This window comes from Streptomyces hilarionis (assembly GCF_024539675.1).
Classification (GTDB): Bacteria; Actinomycetota; Actinomycetes; order Streptomycetales; family Streptomycetaceae; genus Streptomyces; species Streptomyces hilarionis.
This window is the reverse complement of sequence record NZ_JAHHIT010000095.1, coordinates 17,453-36,119: the sequence shown is the minus strand read 5'-3', so window position 1 is coordinate 36,119 and position 18,667 is coordinate 17,453. Positions and strand designations below refer to the sequence as shown.

Here is an 18,667-nt window from a genome sequence, read left to right as displayed (position 1 = left end):
GGTGTAGCGGACCTGGTAGCGCACGGCGAGGGTGTTGAAGGCGAAGTCGTGGTGCGGGCTCTGCGAGGGCGGGGGCGGGGGCAGGACGACGTCGGCGTGGCGCGAGGTCTCGTTGAGGTACGGGTCGACGCTGACCATGAAGTCGAGGGCGTCGAGGGCCTTGTCGAGCCGGTCGCCGTCCGGGGCGGACAGGACGGGGTTGGCGGCCACCACGACGAGCGCCCGGATCGGCTCGCCCTCGTCGGTGGCGGTGTCGATCTCCTCGGCGAGCGCGGAGAGCGGCAGTTCGCCCTTGGCCTCGGGGTGCCGGCTCACCCGGGAGTGCCAGCGCGCGAGGCGGAATCCGCGCCCGGGTCCGGCGGGGCGGGGGGTGCGGTCGGTGGCGGCCTGCGGGAAGAGCGCGCCGCCGGGCCGGTCCAGGTTGCCGGTGAGGATGTTGAGGACGTCGACGAGCCAGCTGGCGAGGGTGCCGTAGGGCACCGTGCAGCTGCCGATGCGGCCGTAGACGGCGGCGGTGGGGGCGGCGGCGAGCTCGCGGGCCAGGGTGCGGATCAGCCCGGCCTCCACGTCACAGGCGTCGGCGACCGCCTCGGGGGTGAACTCCGCCACGGCCTCGGCGAGTTCGTCGAGGCCTTCGACGTGCGGCGCCAACTCGCCCAGCGCCACGAGGGATTCCTCGAAGAGGACCTGGGCCATGGCGGCCAGGAGCAGCGCGTCCGTGCCCGGCCGGATGGGGATGTGGCGGTCGGCGAGCCTGGCCGTGCGGGTGCGGCGCGGGTCGATGACCGTGAGGGCGCCGCCGCGCGCCTTCAGCGCCTTGAGCTTGCCGGGGAAGTCGGCGGCGGTGCACAGACTGCCGTTGGACTCCAGGGGGTTGGCGCCGATGAGCAGCAGGTGGTCGGTGTGGTCGAGGTCCGGCACGGGGATCGCGCCCGCGTCGCCGAAGAGCAGTCCGCTGGAGACGTGCTTGGGCATCTGGTCGACCGTGGAGGCGGTGAAGAGGCTGCGGGTGCCCAGTCCGGCGATCAGCACGGGCGGGTAGAGCGCGCCCGCCATGGTGTGCACGTTGGGGTTGCCGAGGACGACGCCCACGCTGTTCGCCCCGTACCGCTCGACGACCGGCCGGATGCCGGCGGCCACGGCGTCGAAGGCCTCCTGCCAGGTGGCCTCGCGCAGCTCCCCGTCCCTGCGCACCAGCGGGGTCCGCAACCGGTCGGGATCGCCGTCCAGGGCGCCGAAGGAGGCGCCCTTGGGGCAGATGAAGCCCTTGCTGAAGACGTCCTCCCGGTCGCCGCGGGCGCCGGTGACCTTCGTCCCCTCGATGGTGAGCGTGAGCCCGCAGGTGGCCTCGCACAACGGGCAGATTCGCAGGGCGGTGCGGGACACGGGTCCTCCTGGGGGCGGCGGCGCCTTCTCCCGAGTGAGCATACCGACCGGTATGGCCGGTGGGGAGGGGGTCGGCCGCGGCCGTCAGTCCAGGACCCGCGCCAGATACGCGCGCAGCAGCTCGCGGGTCTCCTCGATCACCTTCGGATCGCCCTGCGGATCGACCCGGAAGGCCAGGTGGACGAGGGTGTCGGCGGTCTCCACGGCGATCAGGAAGACACGGCGCAGATCGTCGTCGGGTGCGCGCAGGAGATGGCCCGAGAGCAGGTCGGTGAGGCGGTCGGCCACGCGGTGGTTGGGTTCGGCGTGCCGGGCGCCGACCGGGATCTGGTTGCCGAAGTCGACCAGGGAGAAGCCGGGCGCGGTGCGCTTCATGGCCAGGTACTCGTCCAGCACGGCGTCCATGGCGGCCCGCCAGTCCCCCCGGCCGGCTTCCTTCAGCCGCTCGGTGACGCGCTCGGCGTAGCGTTCGAGGTTGCGCTGGGCGAGCGCGTCGGCCATCTGCCGCTTGTTGCCGAAGAAGCGGTAGACGGAGCCGATGGGAACACCGGCGCGCTCGGCCACGGCCCGGGTGCTCAGGGCGTCGTAGCCCACCTCGTCCAGCAGGTCGGCGCAGGCGTCGAGGATTCTCGTCAGCCGTTCGGCGCTGCGCCGCTGCACGGGCGCGCGCCGGAGGGATGTCGCTTGGGGCACGGACCTCATGATGCCTTTCCGCCGCGTCCGGGTGAACCTCGCCCCCGTGTACGAGGAAAGGTGCCCGCTGCACTCAACGGGACGGCGATCCCGACGGCGATCCGGACGGCGCTCCGGGCGCCGACGCCGGGCCCGACGCGGCGGGCGACGGCTCCGACGCCGTGACGTCCGCCGTGGCCTCCACCGGCCGGCCCTCGACCGCCCACACCGTCGCGTCGTCGGCGTACAGGCGGACGGTGACCTCGTGCGTGCCGTGCGGGAGGTAGCCGGCCGGGATGCGGTACGAGGGACTGCGCAGGTCGGCGACCTGCTGGCTGTCGACGTAGAGCCGGGCGACGCCGCGGCCGGCGACCGCCTTCGGCGGCGTGCCCGACGGCGAGAGGCGGAAGCGCGCCAGCTTCACCCGCACGTCCCAGCCGCCGTGGGCGTCCGGCTGGACCTCGACGCCCACCTCGGGCGCCCCCTTCTTCGCCACCTCGCGGTAGTGGCGCCCGTCGTCGTCGGTGTGGTCCAGCACCCTGCCCGCGGGCGAGGGCGAGCGCGTCTCCCCTCCGTCCCGCGTCCCGCCGGAACCGCAGCCCACGGATCCGGTCAGCAGCAGGACACAGACCGCGAGCGCGGTGGGAAGAGTGCGCGTCCACGACATGATCGGGACACTAGAGCACCGGTCCGGCACGGGGATCCCCCTGAAGTCTGGTTCTGGCCGTGCCGTGATCGTCCTCCGAGAGGAGGACCCCCGACCCTCTTGCGCCCGGGAAAACGCAATCCTACGGTGATGCACAGGAATCAGTCGGCAAGGGAGCCATGATGAGCAGCGGGGACGCACGCAAGACGGCCGAGGGGCTGACCTACCTCTCGGGGTTCGGCAACGAGCACGCCTCCGAAGCCGTGCCGGGCGCCCTGCCGCAGGGCCGCAACTCCCCCCAGCGCGCCCCCCTCGGCCTGTACGCGGAGCAGCTCAGCGGCACGGCGTTCACCGAGCCGCGCGCCCACAACCGCCGCTCGTGGCTGTACCGGATCCGCCCCTCGGCCGCGCACCCGGCGTTCACCCGCTCCGGCGACGGCGCGATCCGCACCGGCCCCTTCGGCCAGACCGTGCCCGACCCCAACCGGCTGCGGTGGGACCCGCTGCCCGAGCCGCCCGCCGGCACGGACTTCCTCGCCGGTCTGTGGACGCTCGGCGGCAACGGCGACGCGGCCCAGCGCTCCGGCATGGCCGTGCACCTGTACCACGCGAACGCCTCCATGGACCGCGTCTTCGGCAACGCGGACGGCGAGCTGCTGATCGTCCCCGAGGCGGGCGGGCTGCTGCTGCGCACGGAGTTCGGGCTGCTGCACGTCGAGCCCGGCGAGGTGGCGCTGATCCCGCGCGGGGTCCGCTTCCGCGTCGACCTGCTGGACAGCGCGCCCGACGGCGGGCCGGGAACCGCGCGCGGCTACGTCTGCGAGAACTACGGCGCGCTCTTCCGTCTGCCCGACCTCGGGCCGATCGGCGCCAACGGGCTCGCCAACCCCCGCGACTTCCGGGCGCCCGTCGCCGCCTACGAGGACGTCGAGGGCCCGGTCGAGGTGGTCAACAAGTTCTGCGGCCACCTGTGGAGCGCGACCTACGACCACTCCCCGCTCGACGTCGTGGCCTGGCACGGCAACCTGACGCCGTACGTCTACGACCTGCGCCGCTTCAACGTCATGGGGACCGTCTCCTACGACCACCCCGACCCGTCGATCTTCACCGTGCTGACCTCCCCCTCGGACACTCCCGGGCTGGCCGGCGTCGACTTCGTGGTCTTCGCCCCGCGCTGGCTGGTCGGCGAGGACACCTTCCGCCCGCCGTACTTCCACCGCAACGTGATGAGCGAGTACATGGGCCTGATCGAGGGCGCGTACGACGCCAAGACGGCCGGCAAGGGCGGCTTCGTGCCGGGCGGCGGTTCCCTGCACAACATGATGTCGGCGCACGGCCCGGACCGGGAGACCTTCGACCGCGCCAGCGCCGCCGACCTGCGGCCGCAGAAGATCGACGACGGGCTGGCGTTCATGTTCGAGACGCGCTGGCCGCTCGTCCTCACCCCGCAGGCGGCCCGCGCCGACCATCTGCAACAGCGCTACGACGACGTCTGGCAGGGTCTCGAACGCCACTTCCGGCCCTCGGGCGACACATTGCACTGAACGGTGCCGACCGGTACGGATAGCCCGTGACCTCCTTCGCCCCGGACTCGATCGTCCTCACCCGAAAGCTGCCGCTCTGGTACCAGGTGTCGCAGTCGCTGCGCGCCTCGATACTGGGCCGCTCGCCCCGCGACCCGCTCCGGCTGCCCACCGAGGAGCAGTTGGCCGGGCACTACGGGGTGAGCGTGCTGACCATGCGGCAGGCCCTGAAGGAACTGGAGGACGAGGGGCTGATCACCCGGCACCGGCGCCGGGGCACCTTCATCGAGCCGTCCGCCCGGCGCGGGGCGCCGGTGCGGCTGCTGGGCTCGGTCGACGCGATCGTGGCCCAGCAGTCCGGCATGACGACCGAACTCCTGGAACACGGCCGCACGCCCGTCCCCGCCGAGGTCGCCGAGCACTTCCCGGACCTGACCGAGGTGGCGGCCTACCACCGCCTCAGAAGCGACGAGGAGACGGGCGAGCCCACCAACCACGCGCGCAACTACGTCCGCCCCGAACTGGCCGCCCGGATCGACCCCGAGGACCTGGTCCGCTGGCCCATGACGAAGGTGCTGCGGGACGTCGTCGGCGCGGACATCGGCAGGATCACGGACACCGTCGAGGCACGGCTGGCGGACCCGGAGACGGCCCGGCTGCTGCGGGTCCCGCTGCTCAGCCCGATCCTGCACTACACCGGGGTCACCCACGACGCGGGCGGCCGGGTCCTCGACGCGGCCGTCATCCACTACCGGGGCGACCGCTTCTCGTTCACGGTCACGCTCGACGCGACGTGACGCGCCGTGCCGCACCGCCCGCGGACCGTCGTACGATGCCCGGCGTGACGCACGACGACGCTCCGCCGCTGGCGGACCTCATGCCGTGGTCCGTCGCACCGCCGCGGCTCGGCCGGGGGTGGCCGACGGCGCCCGACCCGGCGTCCCTGAAGGCCCGTTGGGACGCCCTGCTGAAGGCCGACGGCGCGGACCGCGAGGCCCTCTTCGAGCCGACGCGCTCGCGCACCGTGCACTCGGCGGTCGGCCAGCTGCCCGGCCCGCACGGCGGGACGCGGAAGCTGGCCCGCGCCTCGGGCCCCTGCCCGGAGCCGGTCAGGGTGCTGGCCGCGCCGTTCGACGAGCAGTGGCTCATCCCCGACCAGCGTCTCATCGACGCGGCCCGCCCCGAGTTGTGGCGAGTGGCGGACGACGCGCAGGTGTTCGCGGTGGAGACGCCGGACGCGCCGACGTGGCCGCTGCTCGCGACCTCCCGGCTGCCCCTGCTGCGCCCCGGCCGGATCCGCCCGCTGTACCGGCGGCCGGGCGGCCGGGAGCCGAACATGGCGCCGGGCCTGCCGGACCTGTTGCGCGCACTGGGCCACTCCCCCGATCCGGTGGACTTCCTGGCCTGGACCCTGGCCGCCGTCCGTCCCGATCTGAGCGTCCCGCTGCCCCGGGACCCCGAGGTGTGGGCGCTCGGCGTGGAGCTGGGCCGCCGCGCGCTGTGGCTGCTGCGCCGCGACGGGGAGCGCCCCCGGCTGCCCGGCGGCCGCCGCCCGTACGTCCGCGCCCCCCTCCCGGCCCGCCCCCTCACCCTGCACTACGACCGCGACGGGGAGACCCTCCACCTCGACGAGGGCCGGGTCTCCCCGGTCCCGCCCGAGGCCTGGGACTTCGAGACGGCCGCCGGAGTCCGGGTGCTGGAGCAGTGGTTCGCGCAGCGGACGGCACGGGAGGCCGGGCCGGGCGCCCTGGCGGCGATCCGCCCGACGGCCTGGCAGCAGTCGTGGACCTCCGAACTCCTGGAACTCGTCACGGTGCTGACGCTGCTGGCGGAGGTCGGCGCGCGGCGGGCGGAGCTGCGGGTCGCGCGTCAGGTCACGGCGACGGAGCTGCGCGAGGCGGGCGTCCTGCCGGTCCCGCAGACGGCACGCCGGCCGGCGACGGTCCTGGACCACCACGAGGAGGGCCCGGAGGGCCAGTTCGCGCTGATCTAGCATCCACCCATGGATGCCATGGCCGAGCCGCCCCTGCCGCCGCCCCTGGAGGGGCTCACCGTCGTCGCCGTCGAGCAGGCCGTCTCGGCGCCGTTCGCGACCCGGCAGCTCGCCGACCTCGGCGCCCGGGTGATCAAGGTCGAGCGGGTCGACGGCGGCGACTTCGCGCGCGGGTACGACACCGCCGCCGGCGGCCTCGCCTCGCATTTCGTGTGGTGCAACCGGGGCAAGGAGTCCGTCGCGCTGGACCTGAAGGATCCGCGCGGCCTGGACGTCGTCCGGCGGCTGATCCGCGACGCGGACGTGTTCGTGCAGAACCTCGCGCAGGGCGCCGCGGCCCGGCTGGGCCTGGACGCGGCCACCCTGTGCGCGGCGCACCCGCGGCTGGTCGCGGTGGACATCTCCGGGTACGGCCCGAGCGGCCCCTACGCCGACAAGCGGGCCTACGACATGCTCGTGCAGTGCGAGGCGGGGCTGGTGTCGGTGACCGGGACGCCCGAGCAGCCGGTGAAGGCGGGCATCCCGGCGGCGGACGTCGCGGCGGCCATGTACGCCTTCTCGGGCGTGCTGGCGGCACTGGTGCGGCGCGGCACGACCGGACGCGGCGGTCCGGTGCAGGTGTCGATGCTGGAGGCGCTCGCGGAGTGGATGGGCCACCCTCTGCACCACACGATGCACGGCGGCGCCGCCCCGGCCCGCACCGGCCTCGCGCACGCGGTGATCGCACCCTACGACGCCTACGCCACGGCCGACGGCGGACGGGTGCTGCTGTCGGTGCAGAACGACCGGGAGTGGCGACGGCTGGCCGAACAGGTCCTCGAGCAGACCGCGTTGGGCACGGACCCGGCGTACGCCACCAACGCGGCACGGGTGGCGAACCGGGAGCGCACCGACGCCCTGGTGGCGCGGGCACTGGGCGCGCAGGGCGCCGACGAGGCGCTGGCACGCCTGGAGGACGCGGGCATCGCCTGCGCGCGCCTGCGGGATCTGCACGAGCTGGCGGAGCACCCGCAGCTCGCGGCCCGTGACCGCTGGCGGGAGGTGGGGACGCCGGTCGGCCCGCTGCGGGCGCTGCTGCCCCCGATCACGCTGCCGGGCGGGGCGGAGGCATGCATGGGGGACGTGCCCGCGCTCGGGGAGCACACCGAAGCGCTGCTGCGTGCCGTGGGGATGACGGACGAGGAGATCGCAGCGCTGCGCCGGGACGGTGTGGCCGCCTGAGCGCGGGACTCAGTTCATGACGACGTGCGGCCGGTCAGTGCCGGTGACCGCCGAACAGCGAGCGGCGCAGCCGGCGCAGGGGCGCGAAGAGCGAGACGCGGCTGACCCTGGCCCGCGTCGTCCTGCGGGAACCGTGGTCACGCACGGGCTCACGCGCGGTCAGCTCCCGCATGAGCGAGGTCGCCTCGGCCGTCTCCCGCTGCGGGATGGCGGGGCCCGCCAGCACCGAGAGATGGCGGTCGAGACGCGAACTGGTCGCGCTGCTCCCGCAGGTGATGGCAGGGACCCGTGCCCTGCTGTGCATCGTTATCTGTTCCATGTCACTCCCCACCCGTACGAGTCCACCCGGCCCGGGCAGGGTAACCCTATCGCCCCGTCGAGGCACCCGTGTATCGAGCTCACCTGATTCACCTTCCCCGTAAGGGGGTTGACGACTCCTCCTCGATCACTCTCCGAATCCAACCGATTTCAGGGTGAGTTGGACAACCGGCTGTGTAGTGGGCTGCGGCGACCCGCCGTCCGGCTCGACGGTCACAGCGAGTGACGTCGCCGCCTTGTCGAGACCGGTGGCGACCAGGGGCGTGTCGCCCGCGAAGAGCCCGAGGGAGCGTGGTTGCGCGTTCGGGCGCATGAGCCACAGCTGATGCGCCCGTCCGGCGGGCAGCGCGTCGTATCCGCTCAAGGTGACGATCGCCTGCCCCTCGGAAACGGAAGCGATCACTCCGATACTGCGGCCCTCGGCGTCCTTGCCGTTGCCCGCCCGCGCGTCCGGAGCCGCGAGAACGTGGGCGATCTCACGTGCCTGGGCACGCTCGGCGTCCAGCCGGTCCTGCGCCCGGCCCGCCTGGACGGCGAACAGGGACGCGACCACGAGGGCTGCCGCGGCGGTCGCCGTCGCCAGCGGCGCGAACAGCGGGCGGCGCGCGCGGGGCGTCCCCCCGCGTCCGGAGGCGTGGGAGTGGGAGCTGCCCCCCGAGCGCCGGGGCGGCGGCTGCGCGCCCCAGACGTGCGGGGGCAGTTGGGGCTCGTGCTCGCGCAGCGGTGTGCGCGACGCCTCCTGCGGGGTCCGCTGCACGGCGGCCAGCACGCGCTCGCGCATCGCGGCGGGCGGCGGGGCGGCCGTCGACCAGGCGAGCCGCACGGCGTCCTCGGCCAGCGCGCGCACGTCGGCGGAGCAGCGGTCGCAGCCCTTGAGATGTCTTTCGAAGCGGCGGCGCTCGTCGGCCTCGAGGGCGTCGAGCGCGTAGGGGGCGGCCAGCGAGTGCGGGTCCTCGCGGCGGAACAGGCCCAGCAGACTCATGCGGCGCCTCCCAGGCAGTCGCGCAGCCGCGTGAGCCCGTCACGCATCCGTGTCTTCACCGTGCCCAGCGGCAGGGAGAGCCGGTCGGCCACCTCACGGTACGTGTAGCCGTCGTAGTAGGCGAGGGTGACGGACTGGCGCTGAAGGTCCGTCAGCCGGTGCAGGCAGCGGCGGACCAACTGGCGTTCCAGCCCCGCCTCGACCTCCTCGGCCACCTGGTCGAAGGCGGGGTCGTGGTAGCGGGAGGCCTCGCGCTGCTCTCGGTCGACGGCCGCGCGGGCGCTGCGCACCCGGTCGACGGCACGGCGGTGGGCGAGGGTGAGGATCCAGGACAGGGCGCTGCCGCGGTTCGGGTCGAAACGCCCGGCGGAGCGCCAGGCCTCCAGCAGCACCTCCTGGGCCACCTCCTCCGACTGCGCCGGATCGCGGACGACGCGACGCACGAGCCCGAACACCGGCCCCGAGACAAGGGCGTAGAGCCGTTCGAAGGCCCGCTGGTCGCCCCCCGCCACGAGCACCAGAAGCTCGTCCGCCTCCATGCCGTCCCCCTCCCTGCGCCCTCCGCACCCGGGCCGCCCCGTCACACCAGGCATCCGCAAACGAACACACCTCCGGTGGATGGGTACGGATCCGAGCGGCGAAAACGCGGGTGACGAGGAAAGAAAAAGTTTTTCGCTCCGGACCAATCCGAACCCGCCCTCCGCTCCGTATCACTGTCCGTCAGGCAACTTGGCACAGAGGACGGACGGCATGACAGCTTTCTCCAGGAGCGGCAACGGACGCAGGAGCGTCGCGACCCTCATATGCGGTGCGTTGGCCGCCGGGGGGCTCGCAGCCGCCGGCGCCGCCACGCTGGCGCCCGGGGCGGCCTACGCCTCCAGCCACCGTGAGGCTCCTCTCATCTCGGGCACCCCCCAGTACGACAACACGGACGTGTACGCCTTCGTCAGCCCGGACCACCCGGACACGACGACGATCGTCGCGAACTGGATCCCCTTCGAGGAGCCCGCGGGCGGCCCGAACTTCTTCCCGTTCGCCGAGGACGCCCAGTACGACCTGCACATCGACAACAACGGCGACGCGAAGGAGGACCTGACCTTCCGGTACACCTTCAAGACGCACACGAAGAACAAGAAGACGTTCCTCTACAACACCGGCGCCGTCGACAGCCTGTACGACCCCGACCTGAACGTCACGCAGACCTACGACCTCGAGCTGATCAAGCTGAAGAAGGGGAAGGTCGAGCACAAGACGAAGATCGCGGACGACGTGCCGGTGGCGCCGTCGAACGTGGGCAAGGCGTCGATGCCGAACTACAAGAAGCTGCGCGACCAGGCGATCTACAAGCTGCCCAACGGCGCGAAGACCTTCGCCGGCCAGGCCGACGACCCGTTCTTCCTGGACCTGCGCGTCTTCGACCTGCTCTACGGCGGCGACCTCTCCGAGGTCGGCAACGACACGCTCAAGGGCTACAACGTCAACTCCATCGCGCTACAGGTCCCGAGCGACATGATCACCGAGGCGAAGCACCAGCCGATCGTGGGCATCTGGTCGACCACCCAGCGCGAGAACGCCCAGGGCTACTACTCGCAGGTCTCCCGGCTGGGCAACCCGCTGGTCAACGAGGTCGTCAACCCGATCAAGGACAAGGACAAGTTCAACGCGTCCCAGCCCAAGGACGACGGGCAGTTCCTGAAGAACGTCACCAACCCCGAGCTGCCGAAGCTCATCGAGGCGATCTACAAGATCAAGGCGCCGGCCGAGCCGCGCAACGACCTCGTCGACGTGTTCCTGAAGGGCGTCAAGGGCCTCAACCAGCCCCCGTACGTGACGCCTTCGGAGGAGCTGCGCCTCAACACCTCGATCAAGCCGAGCATGCACCCCAAGCGACTGGGCGTGCTCGACGGTGACAACGCGGGCTTCCCGAACGGCCGTCGCCTCACCGACGACGTGATCGACGCCTCGCTCCAGGTCGTCGAGGGCGAACTGGTCGGCTCCAAGAACGACCTGGGCGACGCGGTCGACAAGAACGACAAGGGCTTCGAGAAGTCCTTCCCCTACATCGCCCTGCCCACCGAGGGTTCGCGCGGCGCGAGCGCCAAGAGCGGCGCCGACGTCCGCAGCCAGCTCGGCGACGCCCTCACGGGCTCGACCGACAACACCAAGCTGATCGCGTCCTCCGCGGGCGCCGGCGCGGCGGGCATCCTCCTCATCGGCGGCGGCCTGATGTGGTGGCGAGGCCGGCGGCGGGCCTACTAGGCCCTCCCCCTGAACGGGCCGGGGAGAATCCTGCACTCCCCGGCCCTGTCCCACCGACTGGCGCGGCCCGCGTACTCATCCCCCACGGCGCGGGCCGCGCCGCCCCCCACACGAGCAGACGGAACCACCCCAGGCGACCTAGGAGAGGGCATGTCCGCGCGGACGAACGACGGCGAACCGGAGCACACCCCACCGGTGTCCGCCCGGCAGGCACCGGCCTGCGGCGAGCCGGGCTCCGGCACACCGGTCCCGGCCCCGGGACAGCCGGCGCCGGCCACCGCCCCGGCCTCCGAGGAAGCCGCCGGCCCGGAGCGGGCGTCCGGGGCGGCCTCCGGGACGGCCGCTCTCCCGAAGACCGACGCGCCGGCGGACGGGGACGTGAACGCCGACGCGAACGCCGTCTCCCGCACCGCCGCCGGATCCGGTCCCGTGTCCGTCGACGAGGCGGGCGCGCAGGCCGTCGCCGAAACCGGCGCCGACCACGACCACACCGCTGACGGCGACCACGGCACGCCCGACGCGGCCGCCGAGGCCGGTGTTCCCGCCGGTGCCGCCGCGGACGCCGGTGCGCAGGACTCCGCCGGTCCGGGCGACGGTGGGGACACCGGCGCCGGGGCCGACGAGGCCGGGGTCGACGAGCGGGTCGTCGCCGTGCGGCGGGCCGGGGCCGCCGGGCGTCGCTGGCGGGCCGCTCAGCTGACCGCCTGCGCCGCCATGCTGGCCGTGGCGCTGACCGCCGGCGCGATCGCGCTCGGCGCGGCCCACGACGGACGGAACATGCCCGTGGCGACGGCCGCGGCGGTCTCCCCCGGCCTCCTCGCCGGCGGCGACCTCGACGCGAGCATCACCGCCCTGCAAGCTCATCTGCGCGTGCAGCCCCGGGACTTCGGCGGCTGGGCCACCCTGGGGCTGGCCTACGTCGAGCAGGCCCGCACCAAGGGCGATCCCTCCCGCTACCCGCAGGCCGAGCAGGCCCTGAAGCGTTCGCTCACCCTGCGCCCCGACAACGACCAGGCGCTGGCCGGCCGGGCCGCCCTCGCCGCCGCGCGGCACGACTTCGCCGGCGCGCTGAAGCTCGCCGACCGGGTCCTGAAGCAGAACCCCTACAACGAGCGCGCCCTGTGCTCCCGCGTCGACGCCCTGGTCGAGCTGGGCCGCTACGACGATGCCGAGGCGGCCGTGCGGATCGCCGACCAACGGCGTCCCGGCGTACCTGTGTTCACCCGCTACGCCTACGTCCACGAACTGCGCGGCGACGTCACCACCGCCCGCCGGGTCCTGGACCGTGCGCTCGCCGCCTCCACCTCGCCCGGCGACATCGCCTACGTCGCCGCGCAGCTGGGCCAACTCGCCTGGAACCAGGGCGACTACGCCACGGCCCTCACCCACTACGCCCGCGCCCTCGCCGCCGACGAGAACTACCTCCCCGCGCTGGAGGGCCGCGCCCGCGCCCAGGCCGCGAGCGGACGGCAGGCCGAGGCGATCAAGGGCCTGGAGCTGATCGTCGCCCGCTACCCGCTGCCCGGACCGCTGGTCGAGCTCGGCGAGCTGTACGAAGCCCGCGGAGGCTCGGAAGACCGGGCGAAGGCCGAGGAGCAGTACGCGCTCGTCGACGCGTGGACCGCGATCGCCCGCGCCAACGGCGTCAACGCCGACCTGGACACCGCGCTCGCGGCCGCCGACCACGGCGACCGGGCGACGGCCCTGCGCGCGGCCCGCGACGACTGGTCGCGCCGGCACACCGTGCACACGGCGGACGCCCTGGCCTGGGCCCTGCACGTCAACGGCAAGGACGCCGAGGCCCTCGCCCACGCCCGGCAGGCCACGGCCACCGGCTACCGCAACGCGGCCTTCCTCTACCACCGCGGTGTGATCGAGAAGGCCACCGGCCACCTCGCCGACGCCCGTACCCACCTGGCCGCCGCGCTGAAGTTGAACGCCGGCTTCTCGCCGCTGGGCGCCCGTCAGGCCCGAGAGGCCCTCAAGACGCTGGAGGCGGGCAAGTGAGCACCCGTCGTCTGTTCGCCTCCTGCGCGGCCGTGCTCACGGCCGGCTGCGCGCTCGCGCTGGTCCCTTCCGCCGGCGCGAGCGCGCACCCGCTCGGCAACTTCACCGTCAACCGCTACGACGGTCTCGTCGCCGCCCCGGGACAACTGCGCGTCGACCACGTCGAGGACCTCGCCGAGATCCCGGCGACCCAGGCCAAGCCCGACATCGAGCGGCTCGGGATGAGCGCCTGGGCCCGGGAGCGCTGCGCCACGGCCGCCTCCGGCAGCAGGCTCACCGTCGACGGCCGCGCCGTGCCCCTGACCGCGGGCGCGGGCAAGGCGACCGTGCGGCCCGGTCAGGCCGGGCTCGACACGCTGCGCGTCGAGTGCCGGCTGACCGCCCCGCTGCCGGAGGCCGCCGACGCGGAGACCATCTCCGTCGGCTTCCACAGCGCGGGCGTCTCCTCCGGGCCCGGCTGGCGCGAGATCACCGCGCGCGGCGACCGGATGACGCTCACCGCGTCCGACGTCCCGAAGACGTCGCTGTCGGGCGAACTGACCAGCTACCCCAAGGAGTTGCTCTCCTCGCCGGCGGACACCTCGACCGCGTCCGTGCGGGTGCGGCCGGGCGGCGCGGCGCTCGTCGAGGAGAACCGGGACGCGCCGGCCGCCTCGGTGCTGCCGCGCGGCGCCGACCGCTGGACCCGGGCCCTGGACGACCTGGTCGCCCGGCAGCACCTCACGCTCGGGTTCGCCGCGCTGGCCCTGGTGATCGCCGTCGGTCTCGGGGCGCTGCACGCGGTCGCCCCCGGGCACGGCAAGACCATCATGGCGGCGACGGCGGCGGCCCGGGGCGGCCGGGCGCGGATGAAGGACGTCCTCCCGCTCGCCGCGTCGGTCACCGTCACGCACACGCTCGGCGTCGTCGCGCTGGGACTCCTCGTCACCGCCGGTTCGGCCGCGGCGCCCTCGGTGATCGCCTGGCTGGGACTGGCGAGCGGCGCGCTGGTGCTCTTCGCGGGCGTGACCCTGGCCCGCCGGGCCTGGCGCGGCCGGGGCGGCGCGGGCTCCGCGCACGGACACGCCCACGCGCATCCCCATCCGCATCCCCACCCACACCCGCACCCGCACCCGCACCCGCACCCGCAGGGGGGTCACTCGTCCGACCGCGCGCCCGCGAAGACCGCGGACCGTCAACTCGCCCTCGTCGGGGCCACCCCTGCGCACACCCATGCCTATCCCGGCCACGACGACGCGCCGGGCGACGGCCACCACCACAGCCACAGCCACGAAGCCGGTGACGATCACCCGCACGAGCACGAGCGGCACCGCGAAGACGGTCACACCCACGGGCACGACCACGCTCACGGGCACACCCACACGCACACCCACGGCGGGCACACCCACACCCACGCCGTCGCCCCCACCCTGCGCGGCACGCTGCTGCTCGGGTTCGCCGGCGGCATGGTGCCCAGCCCGTCGGCGGTGGTCGTGCTGGTCGGCGCCGCCGCGCTCGGACAGGCCTGGTTCGGCCTGCTGCTCGTCGTCGCGTACGGCGTGGGCCTCGCGCTGACCCTGACGGCCGCCGGGTTCGCCGTCGTCCGGCTCGGCGCGGGGGCGACCCGCCTCCTGGAGCGGCAGCCGCGCTGGACGTCCCACCCCGCCGTGTCGCTCGTGCAACGCAACCTGCCCCTGTGGTCCGCCTTCCTCGTGGTGGTCCTCGGCGCCGGACTGGTGCTCAAGGGGGCCGCATCCGTACTGGGCTGAGCTACGTTGGTGGGGTTGCGGAGGTTTTCGCCCGGATGCGAAGTGCGGAATGGGGGCGCGGTGTCCGAAGAACCGGGCAGTGAACGTCTGATCGCGGGCCGTTACCGTCTGCTGACCCCGCTGGGCGAGGGCGGTATGGGCACGGTGTGGCGGGCCCGGGACGAGGTGCTGCACCGCGAGGTCGCGGTCAAGGAGGTGCGCGCGCCGCACGGGCTGGCCGCCTCCGACGTCGAGCGCCTGTACGCCCGGCTGGAGCGCGAGGCCTGGGCCGCGGCCCGGGTCGCGAACCGCAACGTCGTCACCGTGTACGACGTGGCCGCCCAGGACGGGCGGCCCTGGATCGTCATGGAGATCGTGCACGGGATCTCCCTGTCCGAACTGCTGGACGCCGAGGGGCCGCTGGAACCCGCGCGGGTCGCGCACATCGGCGCCGAGGTGCTGGCCGCGCTGCGGGCCGCCCATGAGGCGGGCGTGCTGCACCGGGACGTCAAGCCGGCGAACGTGCTGATGTCGAACGACGGGCGGGTGGTGCTCACCGACTTCGGCATCGCGACCGTCGAGGGCACCTCGGCGCTGACGATGACCGGCGAGGTCATCGGCTCTCCCGAGTTCCTCGCGCCGGAGCGGGCGCTGGGGCGCACGCCCGGGCCCGAGTCGGACCTGTGGTCGCTGGGCGTGCTGCTGTACGCCGCGGTCGAGGGCAACTCCCCCTTCCGGTACGACACTCCGCTGAGCACCCTGCGTGCGGTCGTCGACGAGGAACTGCCGCCGCCGCGCCGGGCGGGGCCGCTCGCGCCGGTGATCGAGGGCCTGCTGCGCAAGGACCCGGCCGAACGGCTGCCCGCCGACCGGGCCGAGCAGGACCTGCGGCTGATCGCGGCGGGAGGCACGCCGGCCGCCGGCTCCGGTCCGGGTGCGGGCACGACCCGCGGGGCGCCGTACGCGCCGTATCCGCCGACGGCGGCGACTCCCGCCGGAGCCTTCGGGCACGAGCCCCCGGGCTCGACGGCGCCGCAGCCGTGGACCACGGCGGCCGGGGGCCCGCCCGGGCCGTCCGCCCCACCGGCGGAGCCGGACCGGGGCCGCAGGGCCGGTGTGCTGCTCGTCGCGGGGGTGGCGGTGCTGGCCCTGGCGGTCGCCGGTCTGACGTACGGGCTGCTCAACCATGACGGCGGGCACAAGGGCGGGTCGAGCGGCGTCACGAACAGCGCGTCGGAGGCGGCGAGTTCGCCCGCGGCGCAGCAGAAGCCGAGCGAGTCGGCCGCCGAGTCGCCGAGCCCGAGCCCGAGCGAGAGCCCCTCCTCCGCCGCGCCGGAGCAGACGGTCGCGGTCGGCGTCGCCGGGTCGCACACGGACTACACCGGCGCGTGTCCGCCGCAGGACGCCGACGCGCCCGCGTTCACCGCGACGATCACGGTGGGGCGGCTGCCCGCGACGGTGTCCTACCGCTGGGTGACGAAGGACGGCGAGCTGTCCGGGCAGACCTGGAAGACGCTCGACTTCCCGTCGGGCGGCGGGAAGTCGAAGCAGGACAAGGTGATCGTGTCGACGTACGCGGAGAGCGGCACGTACCGCAACTCCATCGCCGTCGAGGTGCGGGATCCGGTGAAGGCGACGTCGGACGCGGTGCCGTTCTCGGTGACCTGCGAGACGGAGACCCCGTCGGGCGGGGCCTCCCCCTCGTCCTCGCCGTCCGAGTGAGCCGGACGGCGGGCGTCAGGCCGCGCCGGTGAGGACCGGCAGGTAGCCGCCCGACTGCCCCGAGGCGGTCGGGTGGTAGGACTCGCCGATGTTCAGCAGGTCGAGGCTGTGCAGCCAGGAGCTGCCGGAGCAGATCTCGTGGCCGCCGAACGGGGTGCGGACGTCGCCGAAGACGAAGCCGTGGGCGGCGGCCCGCCGGGCCACGGCGGCGTCGAGGTAGTCGGCCGCGCCGTTGATGGCGGAGCGCTTGGTCTCGGACAGGCCGAGGCACAGGGTGCCGAGCCGGTAGAAGCGGGGATAGCCGATGACGACGACACGCGCGTTGGGCGCCCGGGTGCTGATCGCCGTGTAGACGTCGTCGAGTTTGCCGGGGAGCGTCGAGTCGACATAGGCCCTGGCCGTGTTGATGCGGCTCAGGCAGCCGCTGTCGGAGCTGGTGACACAGGTCGTCATGACGTCGGCGAAGCCGGCGTCGTTGCCGCCGATGGTGATCGAGACGAGGCCGGTGGAGGAGTTCAGGCCGCCGAGCTGACTCGCCAGAACATCACCCGTACGGGCTCCCGAACAAGCCGCGAAGGTGAAGGAGGCGGGGGCGTGGGCGGCGTTCCAGAGGTACGGGTACGCCTTGGTGCTGCGCTTGCAGGCGCCGCTGGAGCCGAGGTAGCTCCCCGCGCCGACGCCGGAGGAGTAGGAGTCGCCGAGGGCCACGTAGCCGCCGGTGGCGGCGAGTTGGGATCCCTGCGCGGAGCCGGCCCCGGTGAGGGTGGCGCCGAGGGCGAGGAGGACTGAGCTGACGAATACGACAAGTCGGGAACGTCTCATGGAACCTCCTTTAGCAGGTTCTCTGCCACAACTTTCGTAGCAAGCACCCGCATTGACGGGAAGTGTCCATGCCAAGACCGTTTGGCCCTCACCACGGACTTCGGGGACGGTTCGCGCCTTCACGGTCCGACGGGCGGACGCGCGAGCACTCCTGACGCCGCGTCGCACGCGGGGGCCGAACGGGGCACATCGGGCATCTCCGGCCTACCCGACACACCACGCGCACGGCGGAAACCGGATGCGCGCGGGGGCCTGGTGCCGGATCATGGCCGCATGTCTGCCCAGCCACAGGACGCTCTGCCGATCCGGCTCACCGTCGACGACTCCGACTCGCCGTCCGATGTCGTCGACGCGCTGTTCCTCGGCCGCTTCGCGACCGGCGAGCAGCCGTACTCGCACGCCGCCAACATCGAACGCGTACGCTCCGGCGCGACCCTGCTCCCCCGGCAGGCCCGCGTGCTGCGCGTCGCCCGCGACGAGGACCGCAGCGCGACGCTCGCCGAGGGGGACGGCTGGACGCTGCTGGTGTCCCGCTGGAACCGCGGCGCGGACGTCACGGTCACCGCGACCACCGCCGAACTGGCCGCCAAGGTGCTCGACGAGGCCACCGAGGGCGCGGCCGACGAGCCCGAGCCCCAGCCGGAGAACGTGACCATGGGGTTCTGGTACGTCTCCCCGCGGCGCGGCCCGCACCGCACGACCCGTCAGATCTCCGCGGGCACCTGGGACGAGGTGCGCGCCAACTACACCGCCCCCGTCGCCGAGGCGATGGACGGCCTGATGGCGACGACCCCGCAGGACATCGCGGGCCGGCTGCTCCTGCTGCACGGCCCGCCCGGCACCGGCAAGACCTCGGCGCTGCGCACCCTGGCCCGCTCCTGGCGGGAGTGGTGCCAGGTGGACTGCGTCCTGGACCCGGAGCGGCTCTTCTCCGACGTGGGCTACCTGATGGACATCGCGATCGGCGAGGAGGACGGCACGGGCAAGGGCCGCTGGCGCCTGCTGCTCCTGGAGGACTGCGACGAGCTGATCCGGGGCGAGGCCAAGCACACGGCGGGCCAGGCGCTCTCCCGGCTGCTCAACCTCACCGACGGCCTGCTCGGTCAGGGGCGCAACGTCCTGGTGGGGGTCACCACCAACGAGGACCTGGAGCGGCTGCACCCCGCCGTCGTGCGTCCCGGCCGCTGCATGGCCCGCATCGAGGTCGGCGCGCTGACCCGGCGGGAGGCCGTGGAGTGGCTCGGCACGGACGAGGGCGTCGGCCGCGACGGCGCCACGCTGGCGGAGCTGTACGCGCTGCACCGGGGCGTCTCCCCCGCCTCGCTGCCGGAACCGCGCGGCGGCGTGGACGCGGGGCTGTACCTCTGATCCCCTTGGGGCACACGGATC

16 protein-coding genes are annotated in these 18,667 nt (G+C 73.8%); 9 read left to right on the top strand and 7 right to left on the bottom strand.

The genetic code is table 11. The annotated features are described in order from the left end of the window. The 3 genes from KMS84_RS23330 to KMS84_RS23320 all read right to left on the bottom strand — a co-directional run. On the bottom strand, positions 1-1,386 hold a 1,386-nt coding region (locus KMS84_RS23330), incomplete at its 3' end, for a molybdopterin-dependent oxidoreductase (protein ID WP_256918378.1). A gap of 84 nt (positions 1,387-1,470) precedes the next feature. After that, positions 1,471-2,088, bottom strand: coding sequence for a TetR/AcrR family transcriptional regulator (locus KMS84_RS23325; RefSeq protein ID WP_256918377.1), 618 nt, complete (start codon positions 2,086-2,088; stop codon positions 1,471-1,473). A 64-nt stretch (positions 2,089-2,152) separates the two neighbouring features. Further along, the gene (locus KMS84_RS23320; protein WP_256918376.1) at positions 2,153-2,725 is read right to left on the bottom strand and encodes a hypothetical protein; all 573 of its coding nucleotides are present in this window, start codon (positions 2,723-2,725) and stop codon (positions 2,153-2,155) included. Positions 2,726-2,886: 161 nt separating this feature from the next. Between KMS84_RS23320 and hmgA the strand changes: the two genes are divergently transcribed. The 4 genes from hmgA to KMS84_RS23300 are packed head-to-tail and all read left to right on the top strand — an operon-like array spanning position 2,887 to position 7,441. Continuing rightward, complete coding sequence (gene hmgA, locus KMS84_RS23315) at positions 2,887-4,248, top strand: homogentisate 1,2-dioxygenase (RefSeq protein ID WP_256918379.1); 1,362 nt, start codon at positions 2,887-2,889, stop codon at positions 4,246-4,248. A gap of 26 nt (positions 4,249-4,274) precedes the next feature. Continuing rightward, entirely contained in the window at positions 4,275-5,024 is a 750-nt protein-coding gene (locus KMS84_RS23310) for a GntR family transcriptional regulator (protein ID WP_256918375.1), read from the top strand. A gap of 35 nt (positions 5,025-5,059) precedes the next feature. Beyond that, positions 5,060-6,220, top strand: a complete 1,161-nt coding sequence (locus KMS84_RS23305) for a type ISP restriction/modification enzyme (protein ID WP_256918374.1) — start codon at positions 5,060-5,062, stop codon at positions 6,218-6,220. 9 nt (positions 6,221-6,229) lie between these two features. Further along, entirely contained in the window at positions 6,230-7,441 is a 1,212-nt protein-coding gene (locus tag KMS84_RS23300; RefSeq protein ID WP_256918373.1) for a CaiB/BaiF CoA transferase family protein, read from the top strand. Positions 7,442-7,475: 34 nt separating this feature from the next. Here the strand turns inward: KMS84_RS23300 and KMS84_RS23295 are convergent, their stop codons facing one another. The 3 genes from KMS84_RS23295 to KMS84_RS23285 form a co-directional block, all read right to left on the bottom strand. Further along, positions 7,476-7,760 carry a hypothetical protein gene (locus tag KMS84_RS23295; protein WP_256918372.1) on the bottom strand — a complete coding sequence of 95 codons (285 nt, stop codon included), beginning with the start codon at positions 7,758-7,760 and terminating at the stop codon, positions 7,476-7,478. 126 nt (positions 7,761-7,886) lie between these two features. Next, the gene (locus tag KMS84_RS23290; protein WP_256918371.1) at positions 7,887-8,741 is read right to left on the bottom strand and encodes an anti-sigma factor; all 855 of its coding nucleotides are present in this window, start codon (positions 8,739-8,741) and stop codon (positions 7,887-7,889) included. Beyond that, positions 8,738-9,280, bottom strand: coding sequence for a sigma-70 family RNA polymerase sigma factor (locus KMS84_RS23285; RefSeq protein WP_256918370.1), 543 nt, complete (start codon positions 9,278-9,280; stop codon positions 8,738-8,740). Before KMS84_RS23285 ends, KMS84_RS23290 begins: the two co-directional genes overlap by 4 nt. A 211-nt stretch (positions 9,281-9,491) precedes the next feature. On the opposite strand from KMS84_RS23285, the gene KMS84_RS23280 reads away from it, so the two are divergent. The 4 genes from KMS84_RS23280 to KMS84_RS23265 all read left to right on the top strand — a co-directional run bounded on the left by KMS84_RS23280 (position 9,492) and on the right by KMS84_RS23265 (position 16,456). Further along, positions 9,492-11,000 (top strand): DUF4331 domain-containing protein, encoded by a 1,509-nt coding sequence (locus KMS84_RS23280; RefSeq protein ID WP_256918369.1) that lies wholly within the window; start codon positions 9,492-9,494, stop codon positions 10,998-11,000. Between the two features lie 150 nt (positions 11,001-11,150). Further along, positions 11,151-13,007: a tetratricopeptide repeat protein gene (locus tag KMS84_RS23275; protein ID WP_256918368.1), complete on the top strand. Its 1,857-nt coding sequence runs from the start codon at positions 11,151-11,153 to the stop codon at positions 13,005-13,007. Then, on the top strand, positions 13,004-14,755 hold the full coding sequence (locus KMS84_RS23270) for an urease accessory protein UreH domain-containing protein (RefSeq protein ID WP_256918367.1): 1,752 nt from the start codon (positions 13,004-13,006) through the stop codon (positions 14,753-14,755). Before KMS84_RS23275 ends, KMS84_RS23270 begins: the two co-directional genes overlap by 4 nt. Positions 14,756-14,815: 60 nt before the next feature. Beyond that, a complete protein-coding gene (locus tag KMS84_RS23265; protein ID WP_256918366.1) occupies positions 14,816-16,456 on the top strand; it encodes a serine/threonine-protein kinase in 1,641 nt (546 codons plus the stop codon). 15 nt (positions 16,457-16,471) lie between these two features. Here KMS84_RS23265 and KMS84_RS23260 read toward each other — a convergent pair whose 3' ends face one another. Further along, positions 16,472-17,278: an SGNH/GDSL hydrolase family protein gene (locus tag KMS84_RS23260; protein WP_256918365.1), complete on the bottom strand. Its 807-nt coding sequence runs from the start codon at positions 17,276-17,278 to the stop codon at positions 16,472-16,474. A gap of 273 nt (positions 17,279-17,551) precedes the next feature. Here KMS84_RS23260 and KMS84_RS23255 point away from each other — a divergent pair, with 273 nt between their 5' ends. Further along, positions 17,552-18,646 carry a DUF5925 domain-containing protein gene (locus KMS84_RS23255; protein WP_256918364.1) on the top strand — a complete coding sequence of 365 codons (1,095 nt, stop codon included), beginning with the start codon at positions 17,552-17,554 and terminating at the stop codon, positions 18,644-18,646. Positions 18,647-18,667: the final 21 nt, after the last annotated feature.

Bases quoted from the DNA above. Each gene is read 5' to 3' on its own strand.
- KMS84_RS23325 (WP_256918377.1), bottom strand. From the start codon at position 2,088: ATGAGGTCCGTGCCCCAAGCGACATCCCTCCGGCGCGCGCCCGTGCAG.
- KMS84_RS23320 (WP_256918376.1), bottom strand. From the start codon at position 2,725: ATGTCGTGGACGCGCACTCTTCCCACCGCGCTCGCGGTCTGTGTCCTG.
- hmgA (WP_256918379.1), top strand. From the start codon at position 2,887: ATGAGCAGCGGGGACGCACGCAAGACGGCCGAGGGGCTGACCTACCTC.
- KMS84_RS23305 (WP_256918374.1), top strand. From the start codon at position 5,060: ATGCCCGGCGTGACGCACGACGACGCTCCGCCGCTGGCGGACCTCATG.
- KMS84_RS23300 (WP_256918373.1), top strand. From the start codon at position 6,230: ATGGATGCCATGGCCGAGCCGCCCCTGCCGCCGCCCCTGGAGGGGCTC.
- KMS84_RS23295 (WP_256918372.1), bottom strand. From the start codon at position 7,760: ATGGAACAGATAACGATGCACAGCAGGGCACGGGTCCCTGCCATCACC.
- KMS84_RS23290 (WP_256918371.1), bottom strand. From the start codon at position 8,741: ATGAGTCTGCTGGGCCTGTTCCGCCGCGAGGACCCGCACTCGCTGGCC.
- KMS84_RS23285 (WP_256918370.1), bottom strand. From the start codon at position 9,280: ATGGAGGCGGACGAGCTTCTGGTGCTCGTGGCGGGGGGCGACCAGCGG.
- KMS84_RS23280 (WP_256918369.1), top strand. From the start codon at position 9,492: ATGACAGCTTTCTCCAGGAGCGGCAACGGACGCAGGAGCGTCGCGACC.
- KMS84_RS23275 (WP_256918368.1), top strand. From the start codon at position 11,151: ATGTCCGCGCGGACGAACGACGGCGAACCGGAGCACACCCCACCGGTG.
- KMS84_RS23260 (WP_256918365.1), bottom strand. From the start codon at position 17,278: ATGAGACGTTCCCGACTTGTCGTATTCGTCAGCTCAGTCCTCCTCGCC.
- KMS84_RS23255 (WP_256918364.1), top strand. From the start codon at position 17,552: ATGTCTGCCCAGCCACAGGACGCTCTGCCGATCCGGCTCACCGTCGAC.